16 protein-coding genes are annotated in these 19,592 nt (G+C 60.4%); 5 read left to right on the top strand and 11 right to left on the bottom strand.

Features of this window, described 5'->3' with window-relative positions:
• Nucleotides 1-469: 469 nt before the first annotated feature.
• The 3 genes from hpaI to CAL20_RS19375 are packed head-to-tail and all read right to left on the bottom strand — an operon-like array spanning nt 470 to nt 3,878.
• Nucleotides 470-1,282: a 4-hydroxy-2-oxoheptanedioate aldolase gene (hpaI, locus tag CAL20_RS19385; protein WP_094822650.1), complete on the bottom strand. Its 813-nt coding sequence runs from the start codon at nt 1,280-1,282 to the stop codon at nt 470-472.
• Between the two features lie 60 nt (nt 1,283-1,342).
• On the bottom strand, nt 1,343-2,866 hold the full coding sequence (locus CAL20_RS19380) for a UxaA family hydrolase (protein ID WP_094838690.1): 1,524 nt from the start codon (nt 2,864-2,866) through the stop codon (nt 1,343-1,345).
• Between the two features lie 7 nt (nt 2,867-2,873).
• Nucleotides 2,874-3,878, bottom strand: coding sequence for a tripartite tricarboxylate transporter substrate binding protein (locus tag CAL20_RS19375; protein WP_094838689.1), 1,005 nt, complete (start codon nt 3,876-3,878; stop codon nt 2,874-2,876).
• A 191-nt stretch (nt 3,879-4,069) separates the two neighbouring features.
• On the opposite strand from CAL20_RS19375, the gene CAL20_RS19370 reads away from it, so the two are divergent.
• Complete coding sequence (locus CAL20_RS19370) at nt 4,070-5,008, top strand: LysR substrate-binding domain-containing protein (protein WP_094838688.1); 939 nt, start codon at nt 4,070-4,072, stop codon at nt 5,006-5,008.
• Here the strand turns inward: CAL20_RS19370 and CAL20_RS19365 are convergent.
• From CAL20_RS19365 to CAL20_RS19345, 5 genes are all read right to left on the bottom strand, one after another.
• On the bottom strand, nt 5,005-5,706 hold the full coding sequence (locus tag CAL20_RS19365) for a DUF2894 domain-containing protein (protein WP_094838687.1): 702 nt from the start codon (nt 5,704-5,706) through the stop codon (nt 5,005-5,007). The two genes, CAL20_RS19370 and CAL20_RS19365, sit on opposite strands and share 4 nt — an antisense overlap.
• On the bottom strand, nt 5,699-6,388 hold the full coding sequence (locus tag CAL20_RS19360; RefSeq protein WP_094822645.1) for an OmpA family protein: 690 nt from the start codon (nt 6,386-6,388) through the stop codon (nt 5,699-5,701). The genes CAL20_RS19365 and CAL20_RS19360 overlap by 8 nt, the downstream gene beginning before the upstream one ends.
• Complete coding sequence (locus CAL20_RS19355) at nt 6,385-9,915, bottom strand: DUF802 domain-containing protein (RefSeq protein ID WP_094838686.1); 3,531 nt, start codon at nt 9,913-9,915, stop codon at nt 6,385-6,387. Before CAL20_RS19355 ends, CAL20_RS19360 begins: the two co-directional genes overlap by 4 nt.
• Before the next feature lie 10 nt (nt 9,916-9,925).
• Nucleotides 9,926-10,969, bottom strand: a complete 1,044-nt coding sequence (locus tag CAL20_RS19350; protein WP_094838685.1) for a DUF3348 domain-containing protein — start codon at nt 10,967-10,969, stop codon at nt 9,926-9,928.
• 106 nt (nt 10,970-11,075) lie between these two features.
• On the bottom strand, nt 11,076-12,005 hold the full coding sequence (locus CAL20_RS19345; protein ID WP_094838684.1) for a LysR family transcriptional regulator: 930 nt from the start codon (nt 12,003-12,005) through the stop codon (nt 11,076-11,078).
• Between the two features lie 131 nt (nt 12,006-12,136).
• On the opposite strand from CAL20_RS19345, the gene CAL20_RS19340 reads away from it, so the two are divergent.
• Together CAL20_RS19340 and CAL20_RS19335 are read left to right on the top strand one after the other, a co-directional pair.
• The gene (locus CAL20_RS19340; RefSeq protein ID WP_094838683.1) at nt 12,137-13,234 is read left to right on the top strand and encodes a mandelate racemase/muconate lactonizing enzyme family protein; all 1,098 of its coding nucleotides are present in this window, start codon (nt 12,137-12,139) and stop codon (nt 13,232-13,234) included.
• A gap of 93 nt (nt 13,235-13,327) precedes the next feature.
• Nucleotides 13,328-14,320: a Bug family tripartite tricarboxylate transporter substrate binding protein gene (locus CAL20_RS19335; RefSeq protein WP_094838682.1), complete on the top strand. Its 993-nt coding sequence runs from the start codon at nt 13,328-13,330 to the stop codon at nt 14,318-14,320.
• Nucleotides 14,321-14,398: 78 nt separating this feature from the next.
• Here CAL20_RS19335 and CAL20_RS19330 read toward each other — a convergent pair whose 3' ends face one another.
• From CAL20_RS19330 to CAL20_RS19320, 3 genes are read right to left on the bottom strand one after another with little or no spacing between them, the layout of a single operon-like run.
• The gene (locus CAL20_RS19330) at nt 14,399-15,367 is read right to left on the bottom strand and encodes an NAD(P)-dependent oxidoreductase (RefSeq protein WP_094838681.1); all 969 of its coding nucleotides are present in this window, start codon (nt 15,365-15,367) and stop codon (nt 14,399-14,401) included.
• Entirely contained in the window at nt 15,364-16,326 is a 963-nt protein-coding gene (locus tag CAL20_RS19325; RefSeq protein WP_094838680.1) for a Bug family tripartite tricarboxylate transporter substrate binding protein, read from the bottom strand. Before CAL20_RS19325 ends, CAL20_RS19330 begins: the two co-directional genes overlap by 4 nt.
• A gap of 51 nt (nt 16,327-16,377) precedes the next feature.
• Entirely contained in the window at nt 16,378-17,166 is a 789-nt protein-coding gene (locus tag CAL20_RS19320; RefSeq protein WP_094822637.1) for a class II aldolase/adducin family protein, read from the bottom strand.
• A 204-nt stretch (nt 17,167-17,370) separates the two neighbouring features.
• Between CAL20_RS19320 and CAL20_RS19315 the strand changes: the two genes are divergently transcribed.
• Together CAL20_RS19315 and CAL20_RS19310 are read left to right on the top strand one after the other, a co-directional pair.
• Nucleotides 17,371-18,339 (top strand): LysR substrate-binding domain-containing protein, encoded by a 969-nt coding sequence (locus CAL20_RS19315; protein WP_094838679.1) that lies wholly within the window; start codon nt 17,371-17,373, stop codon nt 18,337-18,339.
• A 104-nt stretch (nt 18,340-18,443) separates the two neighbouring features.
• Nucleotides 18,444-19,466 carry an aldo/keto reductase gene (locus CAL20_RS19310; protein ID WP_094838678.1) on the top strand — a complete coding sequence of 341 codons (1,023 nt, stop codon included), beginning with the start codon at nt 18,444-18,446 and terminating at the stop codon, nt 19,464-19,466.
• Nucleotides 19,467-19,592 lie beyond the last annotated feature (126 nt).

The following is a 19,592-nucleotide window of genomic DNA, read 5'->3' as shown; positions in this document are numbered from 1 at the left end:
GCCCCGACCGCCACGATAGTGATCGTGCCCGCCTCTGTGGTGATGCGGGACCACAATGCATCCTGCCAACGTGGTGGCGGCGATGAACAATATGGCGAGGGTTCTCATGATGGTAGCTCCTTTAACGTCGTGCTGGTAATGCACAGACGCGCCTATTTAGGCATAGAGCAAGGGGCTGCGTTCGATTCTGTAATCGTTTGGAAATCACTTAATCGTGACGAATGCGCATATTCGTGACGGAGTGTATGCCGGCCGTGACAATCGGCGTTGAACACCCCTGGAGCCGCCGAAGTACTTGCAAGTTTGCGTAAGCGATGTATCTGCGCCGTGACAGGCGCCGGACGGGATGTGTGGCGTAGGCGGATAGATATATTTGCATCCTTGTGCCGCGATTGGTGCAAGGATGCGCGGTGCGATTGCCTGAGCGGGCAGCTAAAACGTTTCGGGGCGACTGCCCGAAACGTCAAGCTCAATAGGCCGCGGATGACGAGACCGGCGCTGCAGCAGAAGCGCCGGTTGACCCCTGGAACTGCGCGGCTAATCGACGGGCGGCGCCCGCATAGACCAGGACGTCGACACCTGTGGCGACAAAGGTGCATCCCAGTTCCAGGTAGCGTCGCGCCAATGCCGGGTCCGATGTCAATGTGCCTGCTGCCTTGCCGCTGGCGATGATGGTTTTCATGGCGTTCTCGATGGCCGCCTGTACGGTGGGGTTTTCAGGGTGCCCGCGAAAGCCCATGGACGCTGCCAGATCCGCCGGACCGATAAATACGCCGTCTACGCCAGGTACTGCGCAGATGCTTTCCAGGTTGTTGAGCGCCGTGACGGTTTCAGCCTGGACGAGCAGGCAGATCTCATCGTCGGCGACATCCAGATAGTCGCTGCGCTGCGCCCAGCGCGACGCGCGCGCAACGGCGCTGCCGACACCGCGTACGCCCTCGGGGGGATAGCGGGTTGCCGAGACGACGGCTTTCGCTTGTTCGGCGGTGTCTACCATAGGCACCAGAATGCTCTTGGCGCCTATGTCCAGCACTTGTTTGATGAGCGCGGTTTCTCCCGCCACGACGCGTACGACGGGTTGCGAGCGATAAGGGGCGATGGATTGCAGTGCCGCCAGGATGCTGCGCAAATCGTTGGGGGCGTGTTCTCCATCGATCAACAACCAGTCAAACCCTGCTGTGGCTGAGACCTCGGCCAGATAGGGATCCGCCATGGAAAGCCATAGTCCGATTTGTGCCTGACCTGCTGTCAAGGCGGATTTAAAGGAGTTGTCAGCCGACATGTGAAAGCGCCTATGTTGCGAAAAAAGGAAACGGGGCCGTTATGGTCTCAGAGTATCGGCTCAACTCACAATACCTAAGTGCCACGGAACGAATTCGTAGCTGCCCAGGCCGAGCATTTCGCTCTTGGTGCGTTCGCCAGAGGCTGCGCTCAGAATGCGCTCGAAGATCCTCTGTCCCATGGCGTCAATGTCCAGTTCACCGTCGAGTACGACTCCGCAGTTGATGTCCATGTCGTCTTGCAGCCGCGAATACATGGCGGTGTTGCTGGCGAGTTTCAGCGTGGGAGCAGGTTTGGAGCCGAACATGGAACCGCGGCCCGTGGTGAAGCAGATCATATTCGCGCCGCTGGCGATTTGGCCGGTGACTGCTACAGGATCGTAGCCCGGTGAATCCATAAATACGAATCCTGGTTTGTCGATGGGTTCCGCATATTCGTAGACCGCTTGCAGCGGCGTTGTCCCGCCCTTCATGGCAGAGCCCAGCGATTTTTCAAAGATATTGGCCAAGCCGCCTTGTTGGTTGCCGTGGCCGACCACGCCATTGAATTGGGCGTTATGGCCGGCGGTGTATTTTTCCCACCAGGCGAGGCGGTCGAGGAGTTTCTGGCCGACTTCGGGCGTGACGGCACGGCGGGTCAACATGTATTCGACGCCATGGATTTCGGGCGTTTCCGACAGAATCGCGGTGCCGCCGTGGCGTACCAGGATATCCATGGCGGCACCTAACGCGGGGTTGGCCGTAATGGCAGAGAATCCATCGGAGCCGCCGCATTCGAGCCCGATTTTGAGGTGGCTCGCCGGCACTGTCTGGCGTTGTGCGGCATTGGCGGCGGGCAGCATTTCCTCGATGGCGCGAATGCCGGCGGCGATCGTGGCGCGCGTGCCGCCGCTGTCCTGCATGACGAGTGTGCGCAGCCGTGAGTCCGATGCGAGGTTCTGCGATTCCACGAGAGAGGCGACCTGGTTGCGCTCGCAGCCGAGTCCGACGATGAGCACGCCAGCGAGGTTCGGATGGCGGGCATAGCCGGCCAGTGTGCGTCTCAGTACGTCAAAGTGTTCGCTGGGCGACGACATGCCGCAGCCGCTGGTTTGCGCAAACGCCGCCACGCCGTCGACGTTCGGAAAGGCGGCCAGGCGTTCGGCAGTGAAGTGATTGGCGATATGGTTGATGACGGTAGCGGAACAATTGACCGAGGCAATAATGCCGATGAAATTGCGCGTGCCCACCCGGCCGTCCGGGCGCAGGTAACCCTGAAATGTCGCGCGCTCGTGATCGGGAAAAAGCGTGACGGGACGCACGTCTTGGCAGAAGGCGGGGTCGCGGTCGAAATCGACCAGTGCCAGATTATGGGTGTGCACATGTTCGCCGGCTTCGATATCGCGCGCGGCGACGCCGATGATGGTGTCGTATTTGCGTACCGGCGCGCCTGCCGGGATGCGGCTCGCTGCGATTTTGTGCCCGCCGGGGACCTGCGCGCGCAGGCGCAGTCCCAACTCGCCAATGGTCAAGCCTAATGCCAGCGTCTGCTTGGCGATCAAGACATTGTCGTTGGCGTGCAACCGTATCAGAGGAAGGTTATTCACTGCGGCATCAACCCTTTTGCAGCAAGGCTTTGAGTTTCAGGCTGTCTATCAATGCGGTTTCCTGTTGATAGACCTCTGCCACGTAGGCTTTGTAGTCGGGGCCGTCCAGATACATGACGGGGGCATCGATGCGGCTGGCAACCTGCTTGAACGTGTCGCTCTCGACAGCAGCGCGAAAGGCGTCACGGAGCTTGCTTTCGACGTCGGCCGGTAGTCCTCTGGGGGCGCCGACACCGTTGGGTGCTTCTACGACGACATCGTAACCGAGCTCTTTCAACGTGGGTGTCTGGTTAAAGCGCGGTGTGCGCTCGGCGCCCCATGTCGCCAGCAGGCGTAGTTTTCCCGACTCGACATGGGGAGCCCAGGAACTGGAGTCCGCGAGCAGGTCGACCTGGCCGCCGAGTAGATCTTGCAGCGCTGCCGAGCCGCCTTTGTAGGCGATGGGATTGAATTGCACACCGGCAGCCATGGCGAACTGTTCCATACCGACGTGGGTCGCGCCGCCGACGCCTGCATGTCCGTAGGTGACGCGGCCGGGGTTGGCTTTGGCGTAAGCGACGACGTCTTGCAGGGATTTAAAGGGCGAGCTGGCCAGTACCGCGATGCCAAACGTCTGGCCGGACGTGCGTGCCAGATAGGTCAAGTCGTTGCGCGGATCCAATTGCAGCATGCCCAATTGCGAAAACCGGGTGACCGAGATCGGGATTTGGCCGATGGTGTAGCCGTCGGGTTGGGCCTGCGCCAGGGCTGCGGTGCCGATCATGCCTGAGGCGCCTGCACGGTTCTCGACGACGATGGAGAGGCCCAGTTTGCTGGAGGCCACCTGACAGAGCGCGCGCATCGATTGATCCGCTGTGCCGCCGACGGGCCACGGACAGATGAACGTGATGGGCCGGGAAGGATAGCTGGCGGCGCGAGCTGACAGTGGAGCCAGCAGGCCGGCCACGCCAGCACAGGCTGCGCCTGCCAGCAACCGGCGGCGTTGATGATCCAGGGGGAATGCGGGCTTCATAATGGGTGTCTCCTCGTTTTTATACGATCGTCGGCGGGTTATCGCGGTCTGTATGGCTGGCTGCGATCGATGGCCATTTTGTGGGAAGTTTTTATAACGATCCAATAAAATGAGCGCATCTTTAGATAACATAATTGTTATGTAAGCGCCGTTCCCTCTCACCTGCTCGATTAAAAAGGCCGTTTATCGTCATGGCACATTTGGACCGCGTGTTTCGTTCAAATCTGAAGCTGCGACATCTGCAGTTGGTCGTGGCGTTGGACGAGTTTCGCCATCTAGGGCGAACAGCAGAGTTCCTGGCCGTCAGCCAGCCTGCCGTGTCTCGTATGTTGTCCGAGGTTGAGTCCATGCTGGGTCTGACGCTGTTCGAACGTTCATCGCGTGGGACCGAACCTACGCTGGCGGGCGAGTCTGTGGTGCGTTTTGCGCGCGGCGTGTTGGCGCAATATGAGCGTACACGGGACGAGATCGATGCAGCTGCCAGCGGCGCGGTGGGCAAGACTCGAGTCGGGGCGATGCCGGTGACAGTGCCTGTGTTGTTGACCCAGGCCATTGAGCGTCTAAAGCTCGCGTCTCCGCGCGCGACAGTGTTGGTTGAAGAAGGCGACCTGACCCATTTGCTGCCCAAATTGCGTTTGGGAGAATTGGATTTTTTTGTGGGCCGTTTAGAGCCCGGCTATGCCGCCCCGGATTTGTCTACGGAAGTGTTGTACGAGGAACCGATGGTGGCGGTGAGTGCGAGAAAGAGCGCCATCGCGAGAAAGCGGGCTCCGACCTGGGCGGATATCGCGGCCTTGCCCTGTGTCATGCCGCCGCCGTGGGCATCACTGCGCGTCAAACTGGAGCAGCAGTTTCATCGGCACCATGTGACTCCGTCGGCCGATTTGATGGAGACGTCCTCGTATTTGACGGCACTGGCGTGTGTCGGACAGCGAGGCGCCGTAGGCTTTCTGGCACAGTCTGCAGCGCAGTATTTTGAGCAGCAAGGCCTGTGCCGGGTCTTGAATATTCCGCTGGAGGTGTCGGTTCCTCCGGTAGGAGTGATGACATTGCGTGAGGCGAAACTCTCGGCCAGCAGCCGGCAGTTGTTGGAATGCTTGCGAGAGGTGGCGCGGGTGCTGAGCGCTTAACTGTCTGCTTTAGGCGCTTTCTTCTTGGCGGATTTTGCAGGGCTTTTGGTGCTTTTCGCCGCTTTGCCCGCTCGTTTGGTTTCTTTCGCTGGCGGCTCGCTGCTCATTTGCAGTTGCTCCACCCAGGCCAGGGTATCCAGATAACTCAAGAATTGATGCAAGTAACCCGGCGAGACATCGCGCATGTATGCCAGGGCGCGGTGCACCAGATGGTTGGAGTTCAGCGGCCCGGCATTTTCGTGGACTTGCTCTTCGGACTGGCGTACTTGCCGATTCGCGCTGACGCGAGACCACGTCGAGCGAAACTCGTCGAGTACCGGAAGCTCCGGGTAGCGTTCTCGCAGACTACCGACGCTGGTGGCAAATGTGCGCGTGTTGTCGGCCGGTGTCAGCGCCGCGAAGTGAGCGAGCAGGCCGGTGAGGGTGCCGTCGCGAGAGCTTGCCGCGCTGGCGGTCGGGGCGCCGGCGGCTGTCGTGGCGTGGGTATTTGCCGCAGCTTCTATGCGCGCACCATATTGCTGGAGTAATTGCGCCAGCCTCTCGTGCAGTACGCGCTGGGTATTCTCGTCGGTCAGGGCTGCCGCTCGGTTCGCCATGGTCTGGATGAGTTGAAAACGCACCGGATCCAGACGATCAGCTCCCTGTTCGCGCCAGGCGTCCAGGGTTTGTTGAATGTCGGCGGGCTGTGCGTTACTCACTGGTTGCGGCCCCCGCGTTGGAGGATTTCGGAATCGGTGCGATCTCTACGCGGCGGTTGCTGGCGCGGCCTGCCTCGTCCGTGTTGGCAGCGACGGGGCGTTGTTCGCCGAAGGCGGCAGCAAACACAATCTCGGGCGAGATACCGTCGTTGATCAGGGCGCGCGTCACGGTCAGGGCACGTTGTGCAGACAGCTCCCAGTTATCGGCAAAGCGTCGATTGTTCTCGTGGATAGGCTGGTCATCGGTAAAGCCGCTCACCATCAAGACTTCGTCGTGCTCTTTCAGATAGGCAGACAGGGGAGCGATCAGGCTTTGCAGGACCTTGCGGCCTTCGGGTTGCAGTTGATCGGAATTCAGCGCAAACAGCACGCTGCCACTGATGCCGATGCGGCCATCTATCAGCGTGACCTGGCCTGCGGCCAAGGGCACGGCCAATGCGTGCTCCAACGCTTCGCGGCGCTGCGTTTCCACCTCGCGCTGCTGGACTTCGGTCTCCAGTTTGCTGGACAAGTCCAGGCGCTTTTTGACTTCGGTCTCGAGTTTGGTGGAAAGCTCCAACTGCATGCCGATGACGCCGACCAGGATCAACACAAAGGCGCCCAGCAGCACCGACATCAAGTCGCCGAATACCGCCCACGCCGGGGCGGAGGGCTCTACGCCCGCATCGATGTCGTCTTTCATGCGGAGGCTTCGCTATTGGCTGCAGTTTGTTGGGCCGCAAGCAGCTGCAGGTCTTCGATGATCTGTTTCTGCGACATGACGCTCAGGTCCACGACTTCGCGAGCCTGTGCGACGTAATAGGCCAACTGCTCATCGCTGCGCGCCATGGATTTCTCCAGGGCGGTTTCGATGCGTTCCAGGTGTTCGACCAGTTTGTCATTGGACTGGCTAAAGAGCTGCACCGCGGTGCCGAACGCCTCGCCCAGGCTGGCGACTTCCACGGCGCTGCCTGTGATAGTCGCGGCAGCATCGGTCAGCTTGACTGTTTCTGTCTGGGCGGTGTCAGTGAATTGCGAGCCGACGCGTTCCAGCAGCTCGGACGAGTTGGAAATGAGTGAATCCACGGCATCGCGTTGCTGAGTCGAGGCGTGATTCACTGCATCGAGCAGCGTGCTGAGCGTTTCCATCAGCCGATTGCGCTCCTCGAGCAACTCGTTGTCGCGGGCCATGCCATCGGACAGCTTTTGACGCAGTTCGGAGATCACCGAGGCGGCGGCGCGAGGAGCCTCGGCGGCCGTCTGTACCAGCTGAGCGACTTCGGCAATTGTGTCGCGCGCCTGGGCTTGCGTTTGGGACGACAGTTCCTGTGCGGTTTGGACCAGCGTGTCACAGATTTCTTGCTGACGGGCGGTCGTCTGGGCGCTGACTTGTTCCCACTCCTGGCGCAGCGCGTAGGCAGTATTTTCCAGCGATACATTCAACGACGATGCAATGTCGTCGAACGAGTTGTGCAGGGTGGACGCGGTGTTTTCCAGCGTGACGGTCAGGGTGGAGGTCGTGCCCGTCAGCGAGGCGTTCAAGGACGCCGCTGTGTCTTCCATTGAGGCGTTCAACGCAGTGGTGGTCTTTTCCAGCGAGTCATTGAGTGCGGTCGCGGTGGTCTGCAGCGAGGTGTTCAGAGTGCTTGCCGTGCTTTCCAGCGAGGTATTCCACGTCGATGCGATGTCATCGAGCGTGGCTTTCCAGTTGTCCAGACGTCGTTGGTCCTGTGCAATCAGTTGAGCCTGCAGGTCGGCGTGCGATTGGCGCAGTTCCGCAATGACCTCGGCAGCGGCCTTAGGCGCCTCGGAGACGATGTGCAGCAGCTGGGATACCTCGGTGATGGTGTCGCGCGCGTGAGCTTGCGTTTGCGAGGTCAGCTCCTGGGCGGTCTGGGCCAGCGTCTCGCGAATGGCTTGCTGATGTTCTGCCGCCTGCGAGCTGGTCTGCGCCCATTCCTGGCGCAATGCTGCCGCGGTGTCTTTGAGCGATGTGTCCAGTGAGGATGTGATGCCCGCGATAGAGGCGTGCAGCGACTTGGCGGTGTCGGCCAGCGCGGCGTTCAGCGTGGAGGCCGTACTTTCGAGGGTGTTGCAGATCAGTTGCTGACGGTCTGTCGTATGCGAGCTTGCCTGCTCCCATTCCTGGCGCAACGTCGAGACGGTGTCTTTCAGCGAGGTGTCCAATGAGGACGACAGGCGCTCGAAGGACGTATGCAATGTGGATGCCGTGTCCGCCATCGACGTATGCAATGCGCCTGCCGTAGTTTCCAGCGAGGTATTCCAGTTCGAGGCGATGTGATCGAGCGAGGCCTTCCAGTTGTCCAGGCGTTGTTGGTCCTGAGCGATCAGTTGCGCCTGCAGGTCTGCATGGGATTGGCGTAGCTCGGCGATGACGCTGGCCGCAGCCTTGGGGGCTTCGGAGACGGTATGCAGCAGTTGGGACACTTCGGTGATGGTGTCGCGAGCGTGAGCCTGAGTCTGCGCGGTCAGTTCCTGGGCGGTTTGAGCCAGGGTATCGCAGATGAGTTGCTGGCGTTCGGTGGCATACGCACTCGCGTGTTCCCATTCTTGGCGCAGGGTCGCGGTCGCGTCCCTCATCGACGTGCCCAGCGCGGCTCCGATGTGATCGAGCGAGGCCTTCCAGTTGTCCAGGCGTTGTTGGTCCTGGGCGATCAGTTGGGCCTGCAGGTCGGCGTGCGATTGACGCAGCTCGGCGATGACGTCGGCCGCAGCCTTGGGGGCTTCGGAAACGGTATGCAGCAGTTGGGACACTTCGGTGATGGTGTCGCGAGCGTGAGCCTGCGTCTGCGCGGTCAGTTCCTGAGCTGTCTGGGCCAGAGTGTCGCAAATGGCCTGTTGGCGTTCAACGGCGTGAGCGCTGGCTTGTTGCCATTCTTGGCGCATCACCGAGGCGGTGTCTTGCAGTGAGGTATCCAGCGACGATGCAATACCTGCGATCGATGTTCGCAGGGAGGACGCGGTATTTTCCAGCGATGTGTTCAAGCCGGAGGCGACCTGTTCGAACGAGGCTTTCCAGGTATCCAGGCGTTGCTGATCGTGCGCGGCCAGTTTGTTTTGCAGCTCCGCGTGGGACTGGTCCACACTGCGCAGCAATGCCGCGGCGTGCTGTTCCAAACTGGCGGTGGCGGCCGTCAGCGCGCGCTGGTTGTCCTCGGCCAGCTTGGTGTTGGCTTGTTGCTGTTGCGACAGGGCTTGATTCCAGATGTCGGCAACAGACGAGGTGGTTGCTTCGAAACGGCCGGACAGAGTTTCCAACTGTTGGCGAATGGCAATGGCCAGGGTGTCTTGCCAGGCGCTGGTTTCGCGCGCCAGACCTGCCAGCGTGGTTTGCACGGCAGGTTGGATGGCCTCGCCGGCCATGCGGGCGCTGTCGATGACGCTTTGCTTGAGCGATTGTTCGATGGACGAGGCCAAGCCGGTGTACGCGCTCTCGGTCTTGCCGTAAAAGGCGTCCTGGCTGGCGGCCAGGCGGTCATGCAAGGCTTGGCTCTGCTTTTCCATGGACGTCATCATGGCTTGCAGGCGCTCGACCAGCAGGGGCATGGCCTCGGCTTGCTGCTGCATCAGTTTGTAGGTCTGTTCGCCATGATGGTTCTGGGAATAGGGCCGCAACGTGGTCGCGATCATGACGTCCAGCTGTTGCGCCGCCTGAATGCGCGAGCGCCGGCAGAGCGTGGCCAGCAAACCTAATGCCGCGGAGGTCGCTACGCCGGCGACCGAGGTGCCGAACGCGAAACCCAGGCCCTGGACGGGCGCGGCGAGAGAGGCGCGGATCGCTTGCAGATCGACGGCGCTCTCCAGGGCGACGCCCGTGCCGCGCAAGGTGGCGACCATCCCCAGGAAAGTCCCCAGCATCCCGAGCAGCACCAGCATTCCCACCAGATACGGCGTCAGCGTGGGGCCGGGCAGGGCGACGCGCTGACCCTCGATGCGCAGGCGGGTCGCACCGCGCAGGCTGGGGTGCAATTGGCTGAGCCAGCTGTCCAGGCTCGATGGCGCCACAGTCAGACCGCCGACGGCCCGAGATAGCGTGTCGGTACTGCGCTGATAACGTTGCAGTTCTACGACCCCGGTCAGATAGACGAGGCCGATCAGGACAATGATGGCTAATGCGAGGAGGTTGGTGCCTATGTAACCGGCACCGATCCAGCCTACAACGGCCAGACCGGCCAGGAAAACGACGAGAGAGATGATTGTTCGGGTCATAGGGGTTCGGTCAACTGGCGCGCAGAGCGGCTAGCAAGCCTTCGATCGGTTGTAAACGGATGTCCAGTTCGGCCAGCAGCACGCTGCGCATGTCTTTGCGAAACGTAGAGAGCCACAGGGGCACGACGGGCGCGGCGGGTTTATTGGCGCGGTTTGCTGTGTAGCGGGTATTGGCCAAAGGAACGGCGCGCGTCGTGGGCTGGACAGCGGGAGAGGCCGTTGCGGCGGCTTCGGCAGTCGGGGCCGTTGCCGCTGCAACGCGAGATGATGCAATATTTTTTGCTGCGGAGGCCTGCGAGGGCGATGCCTGCGGCACGGATGCGCCGGCGGACTGGGTCCCTGCGCTGGAGGCGACGGAGTCTGCCCGGGCGTCATTATTTACGGCATCGGCGGCCAGACCGGCAGGCGCGGCCGTCGACGCCTCGGCGGCTTTCGCTGCGCGCTCTTGGGCTTCTTGTTCGGCTTTCTGAGCGGCTTGGCGCAGGCGTTTGAAATGTTTTTCCAGCAGCGTGGGCACGGTAGCCAGGAGCCGGCGCTCCTGCAGGCTCAATGAGCGTTCCAGAATAGCGTCCACCATGGCCAGCCGGGCCCGGTCGGGCGTTTGCGCAGCCAGAACGGCTCGCAGGCTGCCGCGCAGTTTGGCAATGTTGGTCTCCATCGCCTGCTGGATGGTCTGGTAGCGTTTCCGGTAGATCGTGTATTCGAGCAGCGCTTCGTCGGGCGAGACAGGGGCGGCTCGCGGCGCACCGCGTTGAGTGGGCACAAACACGTCTGCCGTATACGCCTTTTCGTCGGCGATGGCGTAGGTCAGCGCCGCGCGCATGCGATCGTATTCCCGCATTTCGGCGCTATCGAGCGACTTTGGATTGGCGGTCACCGCCAGCGGACCGCCCTCTAACACTGTAGACAGGGCGATCGCGTCCGTCCAGCCTAACCAGAGGCTGAGTCGATCTGAGAGCGGTTGGCGGGATTCGGAAACGTCAGCGTCCGTCAGCCTGGCAAGCAGACGGATAAGCGTGGGGCCGCTGACACCTCGCCGGGGTACTTGCACCATACGGCCGGAGTCAAAATCCGGCAGTTTACAGGGAGTGAGGCAGATGGGCACGTGTTGCCGCCCTTTTGCGCGTTTTTACCCCCTGAAATCGGTAAAAGTGAACAAATTATGCGCAATCGTGTCGGCCGGACGGCAGCAATGATTCAGGCTGGCCCGTGGCCTGCGACTGCAGGCATTGTTGCAGGCATCGCGCTGGATCGCTGAGCGCACGGTCACGGGCCCATACCAATGCCAACACTGGATCGGCAAGCGTCAGTAGGTGGCGCGCCAGCAGGCCCTGGCGCTCGGCGTAGCGCGCACCCAGGCTTTCCACGATGGCGATCCCCAATCCTTGCGCAGCCAGGGCGCAGGCGGCAGAAGATTGAGCGACTTCGATCATTGGTCGAAAAGCCAGGCCACGCCCTTCGGTGGCCTGCCGGGTGGCCCGGCCGGCAGGCAAGGCTGCGGCCAGGACGATGGGAAAAGCTGCTGCGACCCGCTCCAGCGTCAGATCGGACAATTCAGCCCAAGCATGATCGGGGCGCATGACGGCATACAGACTCAAGGGACTGAGTTGCAGGCTGGCGACGCGTGTCTGGTCGGCTGGAGAACCGATAATGATGCCTAGATCGATGCGGTGATCTATCGCCATTTCGATGATTTCGAGTGCCGTGCCTGCCCGCACCGTGACGGCGACCGAAGGATGACGCTCGCGCATGCCGGCCAGCGCTGCGGGCAGCAGGCTGGAGGCTGCGATAGCCACGGCACCCACCGCCAAGCGCGCCAGCGCGCCTTGGCGGATGTCGCCCGCCAATCGGTCGACGGCTTCGATGCCGGCCAGCGCATTCAAGACTTCAGGTATCAACGTGCGGCCCTGGCTGGTCAGCTGCAACCGGCGGTTTTCGCGGCTAAAGAGCGCAAAGCCGAGGCGGATTTCCAGATCGCGTAGTAAGGCGCTGGCCGCCGGCTGCGTCATGTGCGCAGCTGCGGCAGCGGCGGTCACCGTGCCGTGTTGGTACATGGCGCGCAACAAGGTCAGTTCGCGACGGTTGAACATATGAAATTTGTATGAAATCAGCCAATTTATCTATTTGACCATATGGGATGCGAGCCAACACAATTCTGGTCATCCCGTTTCATGAGATGAGCTTGCCCGCAAATCCGCGGCACTCAGCCCGAGCCGAATCAATGAGCGCCAATACGATCGTGTCCGTCGACTGCATCCCGATGCGGCTGCCTTTTTTTCACTGGAGTCCTCCCCCTTTGTTTGCGGGGCGTCCGCGCGACAAGTTGGACAGCGCACTGGTTCGTGTCCAGACTCAGGACGGTGCCGTCGCTTGGGGCGAGTCGTATTGTGTCGAACCACGTGCCCTGCAGGCAGTATTCGAGACGTTGATTGCACCGCTGGCATGCGGCAAAGATGCCGCGGACCAGACTCTGTTGCCGCTCATGCAGCGCACCCTGCATAACCTGGGACGATCAGGCCCGGTCGTTCATGCCCTGGCAGGGCTGGACATTGCGCTGTGGGATTTACGCGCCAAGCGCGAAGGCGTCCCGCTCTATGCACTGCTGGGTGGCAAGCGCCGCGATCGTGTTCGCGCCTACGCATCTTTATTGCAGTACTACGGCGATGCGCAACGTTTGCACGAAGTCGTGACGCGCGCTCTGGATGAGGGCTATACCGAAATCAAATTGCATGAGCGCACGGCTGATGCCTTAGGGGCGGCACGAGGCGCAGCCGGTCCGCAGGTTCCCATCATGGTCGATACCAACTGTGCATGGCTGCCAGCCGAAGCCCCAGCCGCCATCGCTGCGATGATGCCGCATGCCCCGTTCTGGATTGAGGAGCCCTTGTGGCCGCCGGAGGACGACCAGGCGTTGATGCAGTTAGGGCGTCAATGTGAAGTGCCTTTGGCCGTGGGGGAAAACGCCAGCAGCGCGTACGCATTAACGCGTTTGATTGAGCAAGACGCGGTGCAGTACGTGCAACCCAGCGTAATCAAACTGGGCTTTACCGCAGCGTGGGGACTGGCGCAGCAATGCCAGGGAACGTCGGTACGGTGCACACCGCAGGTGGCGTTCTTTGGGCCGGGATATTTGGCGAGCTTGCATCTGATCGCCGCGCAACAGGACGAGGTGTCGTTGGAGCGCTTGTATGTAGAACTCGCGCACGTGCCTTACGGAGACACGGTGCCGATCAAGGACGGATGGGTCGCTGTGCCCGATGCGCCGGGGTTGGGAGCAGATCCGGAGCAAGCGCTGGCGCAAGGACAGTATCGGCAATAGGCAGCTGCATCGGAACTCAGCGGTGTATTGCGCAAAACGTGGATGCTCAGTATCGGCGCAGCCCCATAGATCAATGAAAAGACAGGAGACACTATGAACACATCACGCAGAACATTCATAGCCGGCAGCGCCGCGTTTGCCTTCGGTTCAATGGCAGCGGCATGGGGGCGGCCCGCTTTTGCCGCAGACTATCCCGCGGAACCCGTGCGCCTGATCGTTCCCTATCCCCCCGGGGCGGCAACGGATACCTTGGGACGGATGGCGGGCCAGACCTATACCCAGACGCTGGGGCAATCGTTCATCGTGGAAAATCGCGGCGGCGGCGGTACGACGATCGGTACGCGCACGCTGGCGACATCCAAGCCGGATGGGTACACGATAGGGATGGTGGATTCGTCTTTCACGATCAACCCGGGGTTGCTGGGAGACCGATTGCCGTATGACACGCAGAAAGATTTTGCACCGATTTCGTTGATGGCAACGGCCCCGTTTGTTCTGGTGGTGCATCCCTCTGTGCCTGTTAAGGATTTAGCTGGATTTATCCGTTTGGCGAAATCCAAGCCAGGCAGTTTGTCGTACGGATCGGCAGGTGTAGGTAGTGGCCCGCACTTAGCTGGGGAGCAATTGCGGCAAGAGGCCAATATTGATATTTTGCATGTGCCGTATCGCGGTGGCGGTACGGTCTTTACAGACTTGTTGGGCGGGCAGATTCAATTTGCGTTTGCGACCGTGCCGAGCTTGCGTGACCATATTTTGGCGGGGCGCTTGCGGGCATTGGCGGTGACCAGTGATCAACGCTCAACCCAATTGCCTGATGTGCCCACCTTTACTGAAGCCGGACTGCCTGGCGTGAATCTCTCACCCTTGTTCGGTCTGGTGGCGCCTGCCGGAGTCCCTGTTGCCGTGATCGACAAATTATCTTCGACGGTCGCGACCTCAATACAGTCCGGCAGTATGCATAAGCAATTGACCGATATGGGCTTTAATCCAGTCGGCAGCTCGCCTGCGGAATTTGCTCAGCGTATCAACACGGAGATCGCCAAGTGGCGCGAGTTGATAAAGCGCGGCGGTATTACCGTAGAGTAATCATGGCAGTGCGCCGTCAACGTTATCCGTACGGCGCACCGCTTTCAACAGTATGACGCGAATCGGCATCGCGTCACGTCATAGGGTGCCTTGTATCCACCGTTGCAGCTTGTCAATGAATATCTGCCGCACCCTGGCAGGATTTCCATCAGAAAAGCCAGCGCTGTGCGGGGAGGCAATGACATTCTGCAAGTCCCATATGGGCGATTCGACAGGCAGCGGCTCGTGGTAGAACACATCCAGAAAGGCGCCAGCGAGCCGGTTGCTCTGTAGTGCCTGAATGAGCGCGGGCTCGTCAACCACATGACCGCGTGCCACGTTAATGAGGCAAGCATGCGCGGGCAACATCGCAAGCAGCTCCGCGCTGATGAGGCCACGCGTGGTGTCCGTTAACGGACAGGCCAGAATCAGCCAGGAGGCTTCGGGCAGAATGTCTCGCAGGCCGTCATAGCGTACGGTGCGCAGATCAGGGCCCGCCGGTTCTCCCCCATGCCTGGCGACGCATACCTTCAGGCCGAGGGCTTGCAGCAATTGCCCGATACGTTGGCCGATGCCGCCCCAGCCGACGATGACTGCGCATTGTCCCTGGAGATCGCGTGGGGTGTGTTCGCCGAATAATGGCTCCCACTTGTGCCGCTGCTGCGCACGCATCAATTGCGGGAGTTTACGCGCCAGCGCGAGCAGGCCCGTCAACGCGGCTTGGGCGACAACGGCATCCGATGCACCATGGGATGCCGTGACACGAACGCCACGTTGCTGTTGCTCTTGATAAAAATCGCGATCAATCCCGGCCGAGTGCACGTGCAGCCATTGCATGTTCGGAGCCGCGCGCATCGCGTCATAGAATCGCTCCGTCTCGGGCATGATCTCGAATTTGGTCGAGCGGCCCGTGATATCGCGTGAGATAAAGGCAACCTCTGCCTGGGCCGCCTGACTGTCGCCGGGATGGCACAGCGCGATGGCGCGCCCCAACGATCCAAGTTGAGGCGCCAGCAGCGGAGCCTCTTTTTCCGAGCAGAGGATATGTAGAGGCGAGTTCTGGGTCATTGTGCTTGTATGTTGGCCTGTTCGACGATTTTCTTCCATTTTTCGTATTCGACATGGGTGAACTTGTCGAAGTCCTCCGGAGAGCCGCCTACTGCAATTGCGCCTTCGCTGAGCATTTTGTCTTTCAGCCCGGGCAGTGCCTCGTTGACGCCTTTGTTAATGGTGTCGATGACGTTGGCCGGGGTGTTTTTGGGGGCAAAGAAACCAAACCATGAACCTGCGTCAAAATCTTCGAAGCCTTTTTCTTCGACGGCAGGAATGTCCGGCAGCGAGGCCAGTCGCTTATTGGTGCTGACGGCCAACGCACGCAATTTCCCTGCGCGGATCTGCGGCATGACAGAGGGAGCCGTGGCGAACATGAAGTCCAGCCGGCCTGCGATCAGGTCGTTGATGGCGTCGGCACCTTTATACGGGACATGGATGGCGTCTTTAGCCCCCAGGCGTTGCATCAGCATGTAGCTGGACAAATGCGACGATGTTCCCACGCCGGTAGACCCATAGTTCAGGCTGCTTTTGGATTTGGCGTATTTGATGAAATCGTCAAAATTCTTGACCGGCAGCTCAGGCGGAACGACCAGCACATTCGGCACGGTCGCGATCTGAATGATGGGGACGAGATCGGTCAGCGGGTCGTAGCTGAGCTTGCTCAGCGACGGGTTCACCGCGATCGGCCCGACCGAGTCAACGATCAGGGTGTAGCCGTCGGGATCGGCGCGCACGACGTATTCGGTGCCGATGTTGCCCCCCGCGCCCGGACGGTTTTCCACGATAAAGGACTGCTTCAGTTTTTGGGACAGTTGTTCGCTCGTGGTGCGCGTGAGGATATCGGTGGTGCCGCCTGCGGTGAATGCCACCACGACCTTGACGGGCCGCTCAGGGTAGTTGGCCGCCTGGGCGGGTAGGGCCGCAGCCAGCGTCAAAATGCCTGCGGCCAATATCGAAGTGCAACTTGTTTTCATAGGGGTCTCCTCGTCTTTATCATTATTTAGCCCGGCAAGTGCGCCGGTGCGTCAGTCGCGGTAGCTGTTGTCCAGACGATCCAGCTTGCGCAGCAATGCGGGCCATTCCATGACGCCGTAGGGGCGCCGTGTGCCTGGTTGGTAGTTATTCCAGGTTTCTTCTAACACTTCAGGCGAAACCGCCTGCAAGGGTTGTTGCGTAGCCTGTGCAGCCAGCTGCGCGCGGCATGCGAGTTCCAGTCGATGCATCCAGTTAAAGGCTTCGCCGACCGTGCGCCCCACCGTGAGGGCGCCGTGATTACGCAGAATCAAGGCCTCTCCGTTGCCCAAGTCCTCGATCAGCGAGGCTTGTTCTTTGGTATCCAGCACCACACCCTGATAATCGTGATAGCCGATTTTCAGGAATCGCATGGCCGTCTGCGTGAGCGGCAGCAGCCCGCACGCGAGAGACGAGACGGCCATCGAAGCCCAGCTATGTGTGTGAATGACGCAGTCCACCTCGTGACGCGCCCCATGGATGGCGCTGTGGATGACATAGCCGGCTTTGTTGATGCCGTAGTTCAAATCACCAAAATCGGGTTTGGACAGAATATTGCCGGCCAGGTCGACCTTGATGAGACTGGATGCAGTGATTTCCTCGTACATCATGCCGTACGGATTGATGAGGAAAGCGCCGTCTTCGTCTGGTACGCGGGCAGAAATATGGTTCGCCATCATATCGGCCATGCCATAGAGCTCGACCAGACGGTAACAGGCGGCCAGATCGACGCGGGCCTTCCATTCCGCTTCGCTGCAGTGGGGTTTCATCGACGGGATATGGATTCGACCTGTATGAGACATTGCGCTTCTCGTGGTTGACGGTTGTCGTGCATTCAGCCCTTGGCGGCTAATAATCAGGCCGGACATAGGTTGATGCTGAGTATCCGGAGAGTCTGACGGGTTCTGCGCACCCACGCATTAGGTTGGTGCAAAGAGGGCTTCGGTTTTTTCGAACACGCTATACTGGTTGCATCGGTTGATCGGTCCCTCATTTCCAGGTTTCTCATGGAACTCAGACAATTGCGTTCTTTCGTTCGTGTGGTGGAGCTCAACAGCATGGGACGCGCCGCAGTGGAACTGGGATTGGCGACTTCTACGCTGAGTCAGCAGATCAGCATGCTGGAAAGCGAGTTGTGTACGCGGTTATTGCAGCGCAGGCCGACCGGGGTTTATCCGACCGATGCCGGACTGGATTTCTGGCACCAGGCGCAAGTCATTCTTAAACAGGTCGATATCGCGGCGTCTGTGGCACAGAAAGGCAGGCTGTCCGGGCAAGTGACTGTCGGGATGACCGGATCCACTGCGACCATGTTGGCCTTGCCTTTTGTGCAGGCGATGCGCGAGAGTTATCCCACAGTCAATGTGCGCCTGATCGAAGGCCTGACCAGCAATCTGCAGGTGATGCTTAATTCGAGGCAGCTCGATCTCGCTGTCGTTTTTGGAGGGATCGAAGCAAAACGCTGGAGCGTCATCCCATTGGCCGAGGAGCGCCTGTTCATTATCGGAAGGCCCAATCTGGCAGGATGGCCTGCCTGTAGCAACACTGACGGAATCAGGCTCAGCGCCATCGAGCAGCTGCCCCTCATTTTGCCGGGGCCCGGGCATGCTTTGCGTTCGCTGGTCGATGAGGGTTTTCGGACTGACGGCGCGACGCCTAATGTGATTCTCGAAATCGACGGCGCCCATACCTTGATGAGAGCGGTGCGGGCCGGGGTGGGCGCTAGCGTCCAGCCGGGTTCGTTGTTGTCTAGCCAGGCCGGCTTTCCTTCTTTTGGCTATGGCAAGGACGATGACCTGGCTGTCATTCCCGTCGCAGGCAGCCGCATGGCACGTAAATGTTTTTTGGTCAGCCTGTCTGATGACGAGCTGTCACCTGCCGGACTCGCAGCGCGCGTGATGTTGACCCGCATGGCGAGAAAGTTCGCAGAGCAGGGGATATGGCTGGGGGCGACCACCAGCATCTGTCCGCCTTAAAAGAAGGAAGCCCGCCGGGGCTCTAGGCATTGAAAGGTTGCCGCAGTACCCTGTCGCTTATAGATCGTCTGTGTGTTTTTCAATTTCTTCAGCAAGGAATGTCGATGAAATACCGCCGTCTCGGTACCAGCAATTTGCGCGTTTCCCCATTGTGCCTGGGAACCATGATGTTTGGCGAACAGACGCCGTTCGACGAGGCCGAGCGCATCGTCGCGTCGGCCCGCGAGGCCGGGATCAATTTCATCGACACTGCCGACGTCTATAACGGCGGACGGTCCGAAGAGGTCGTGGGCAAGTTGCTGGCCGGACAGCGCCATGACTGGATCCTGGCCACCAAAATGGGCAACGCCGTCGCCAAAGCCCCGAACCGATCGCATTACTCCCGTCAATGGATCGTTCAAAGCGTGGAGTCCAGCCTGGCTCGTCTGGCTACTGACTACATCGATATTCTGTACATGCACCGGGATTTTCACGAAGAAAATCTCGAAGAGGCGATTCGCGCGCTGGGCGATTTGATCCGCTCGGGGAAACTGCGCAGTTTCGGCCTGTCGAATTTCCGCGGCTGGCGGATCGCCGAAGTCGTTCATTTATGCCGCGAGCTCGGCGTGCCACAGCCGGTGGTGTGCCAGCCCTACTACAACATGCTGAACCGGGGCCCCGAGGTCGAGATTTTGCCGGCCTGCGGTCATTATGGGTTGGGGGTCGTGCCATACAGTCCCATCGCCCGTGGCGTGTTGACGGGCAAATATGCGCCGGGTCAACAACCCGCCGCGGATACCCGCGCCGGTCGTGGCGACAAACGCATCATGGACACCGAGTTTCGCGAGGAGTCCCTGAAAATCGCCGCTGAATTGACCGTCTATGCCGAAGGGCGAGGCGTCAAGCCGGGCCAACTGGCCACGGCATGGGTGCTGGCCAATCCTTTGATTTCCGCGGTTATCGCCGGCCCGCGCACGCTGGCTCAGATGCAGGATTACTATGCCGCCGTGGATCTGCAGATCACGCCTGAGGAGGAAGCCATGGTCAATGCATGGGTGACACCAGGTCATGCCTCGACACCAGGTTATAACGATCCCAGCTACCCGTTCTACGGCCGTCCGGTTGCCGTCGCGGACAAGGCGGCATAGGCGTTACTGAACGAGGTGTGCACGGCACATCATGTTAGAGGTAACCTGAAGGGGCCGGCATGGGTCCGGTCCCGATAGGTTTTGCTTGATGTCTCCGTGGTGTCGCTCACGCACCACATCAAAAAT

Origin of the sequence: Bordetella genomosp. 4, assembly GCF_002261185.1 — a bacterium.
Taxonomy (GTDB): domain Bacteria; phylum Pseudomonadota; class Gammaproteobacteria; order Burkholderiales; family Burkholderiaceae_B; genus Bordetella_A.
This window is presented reverse-complemented; position numbering and strand designations above follow the sequence as displayed.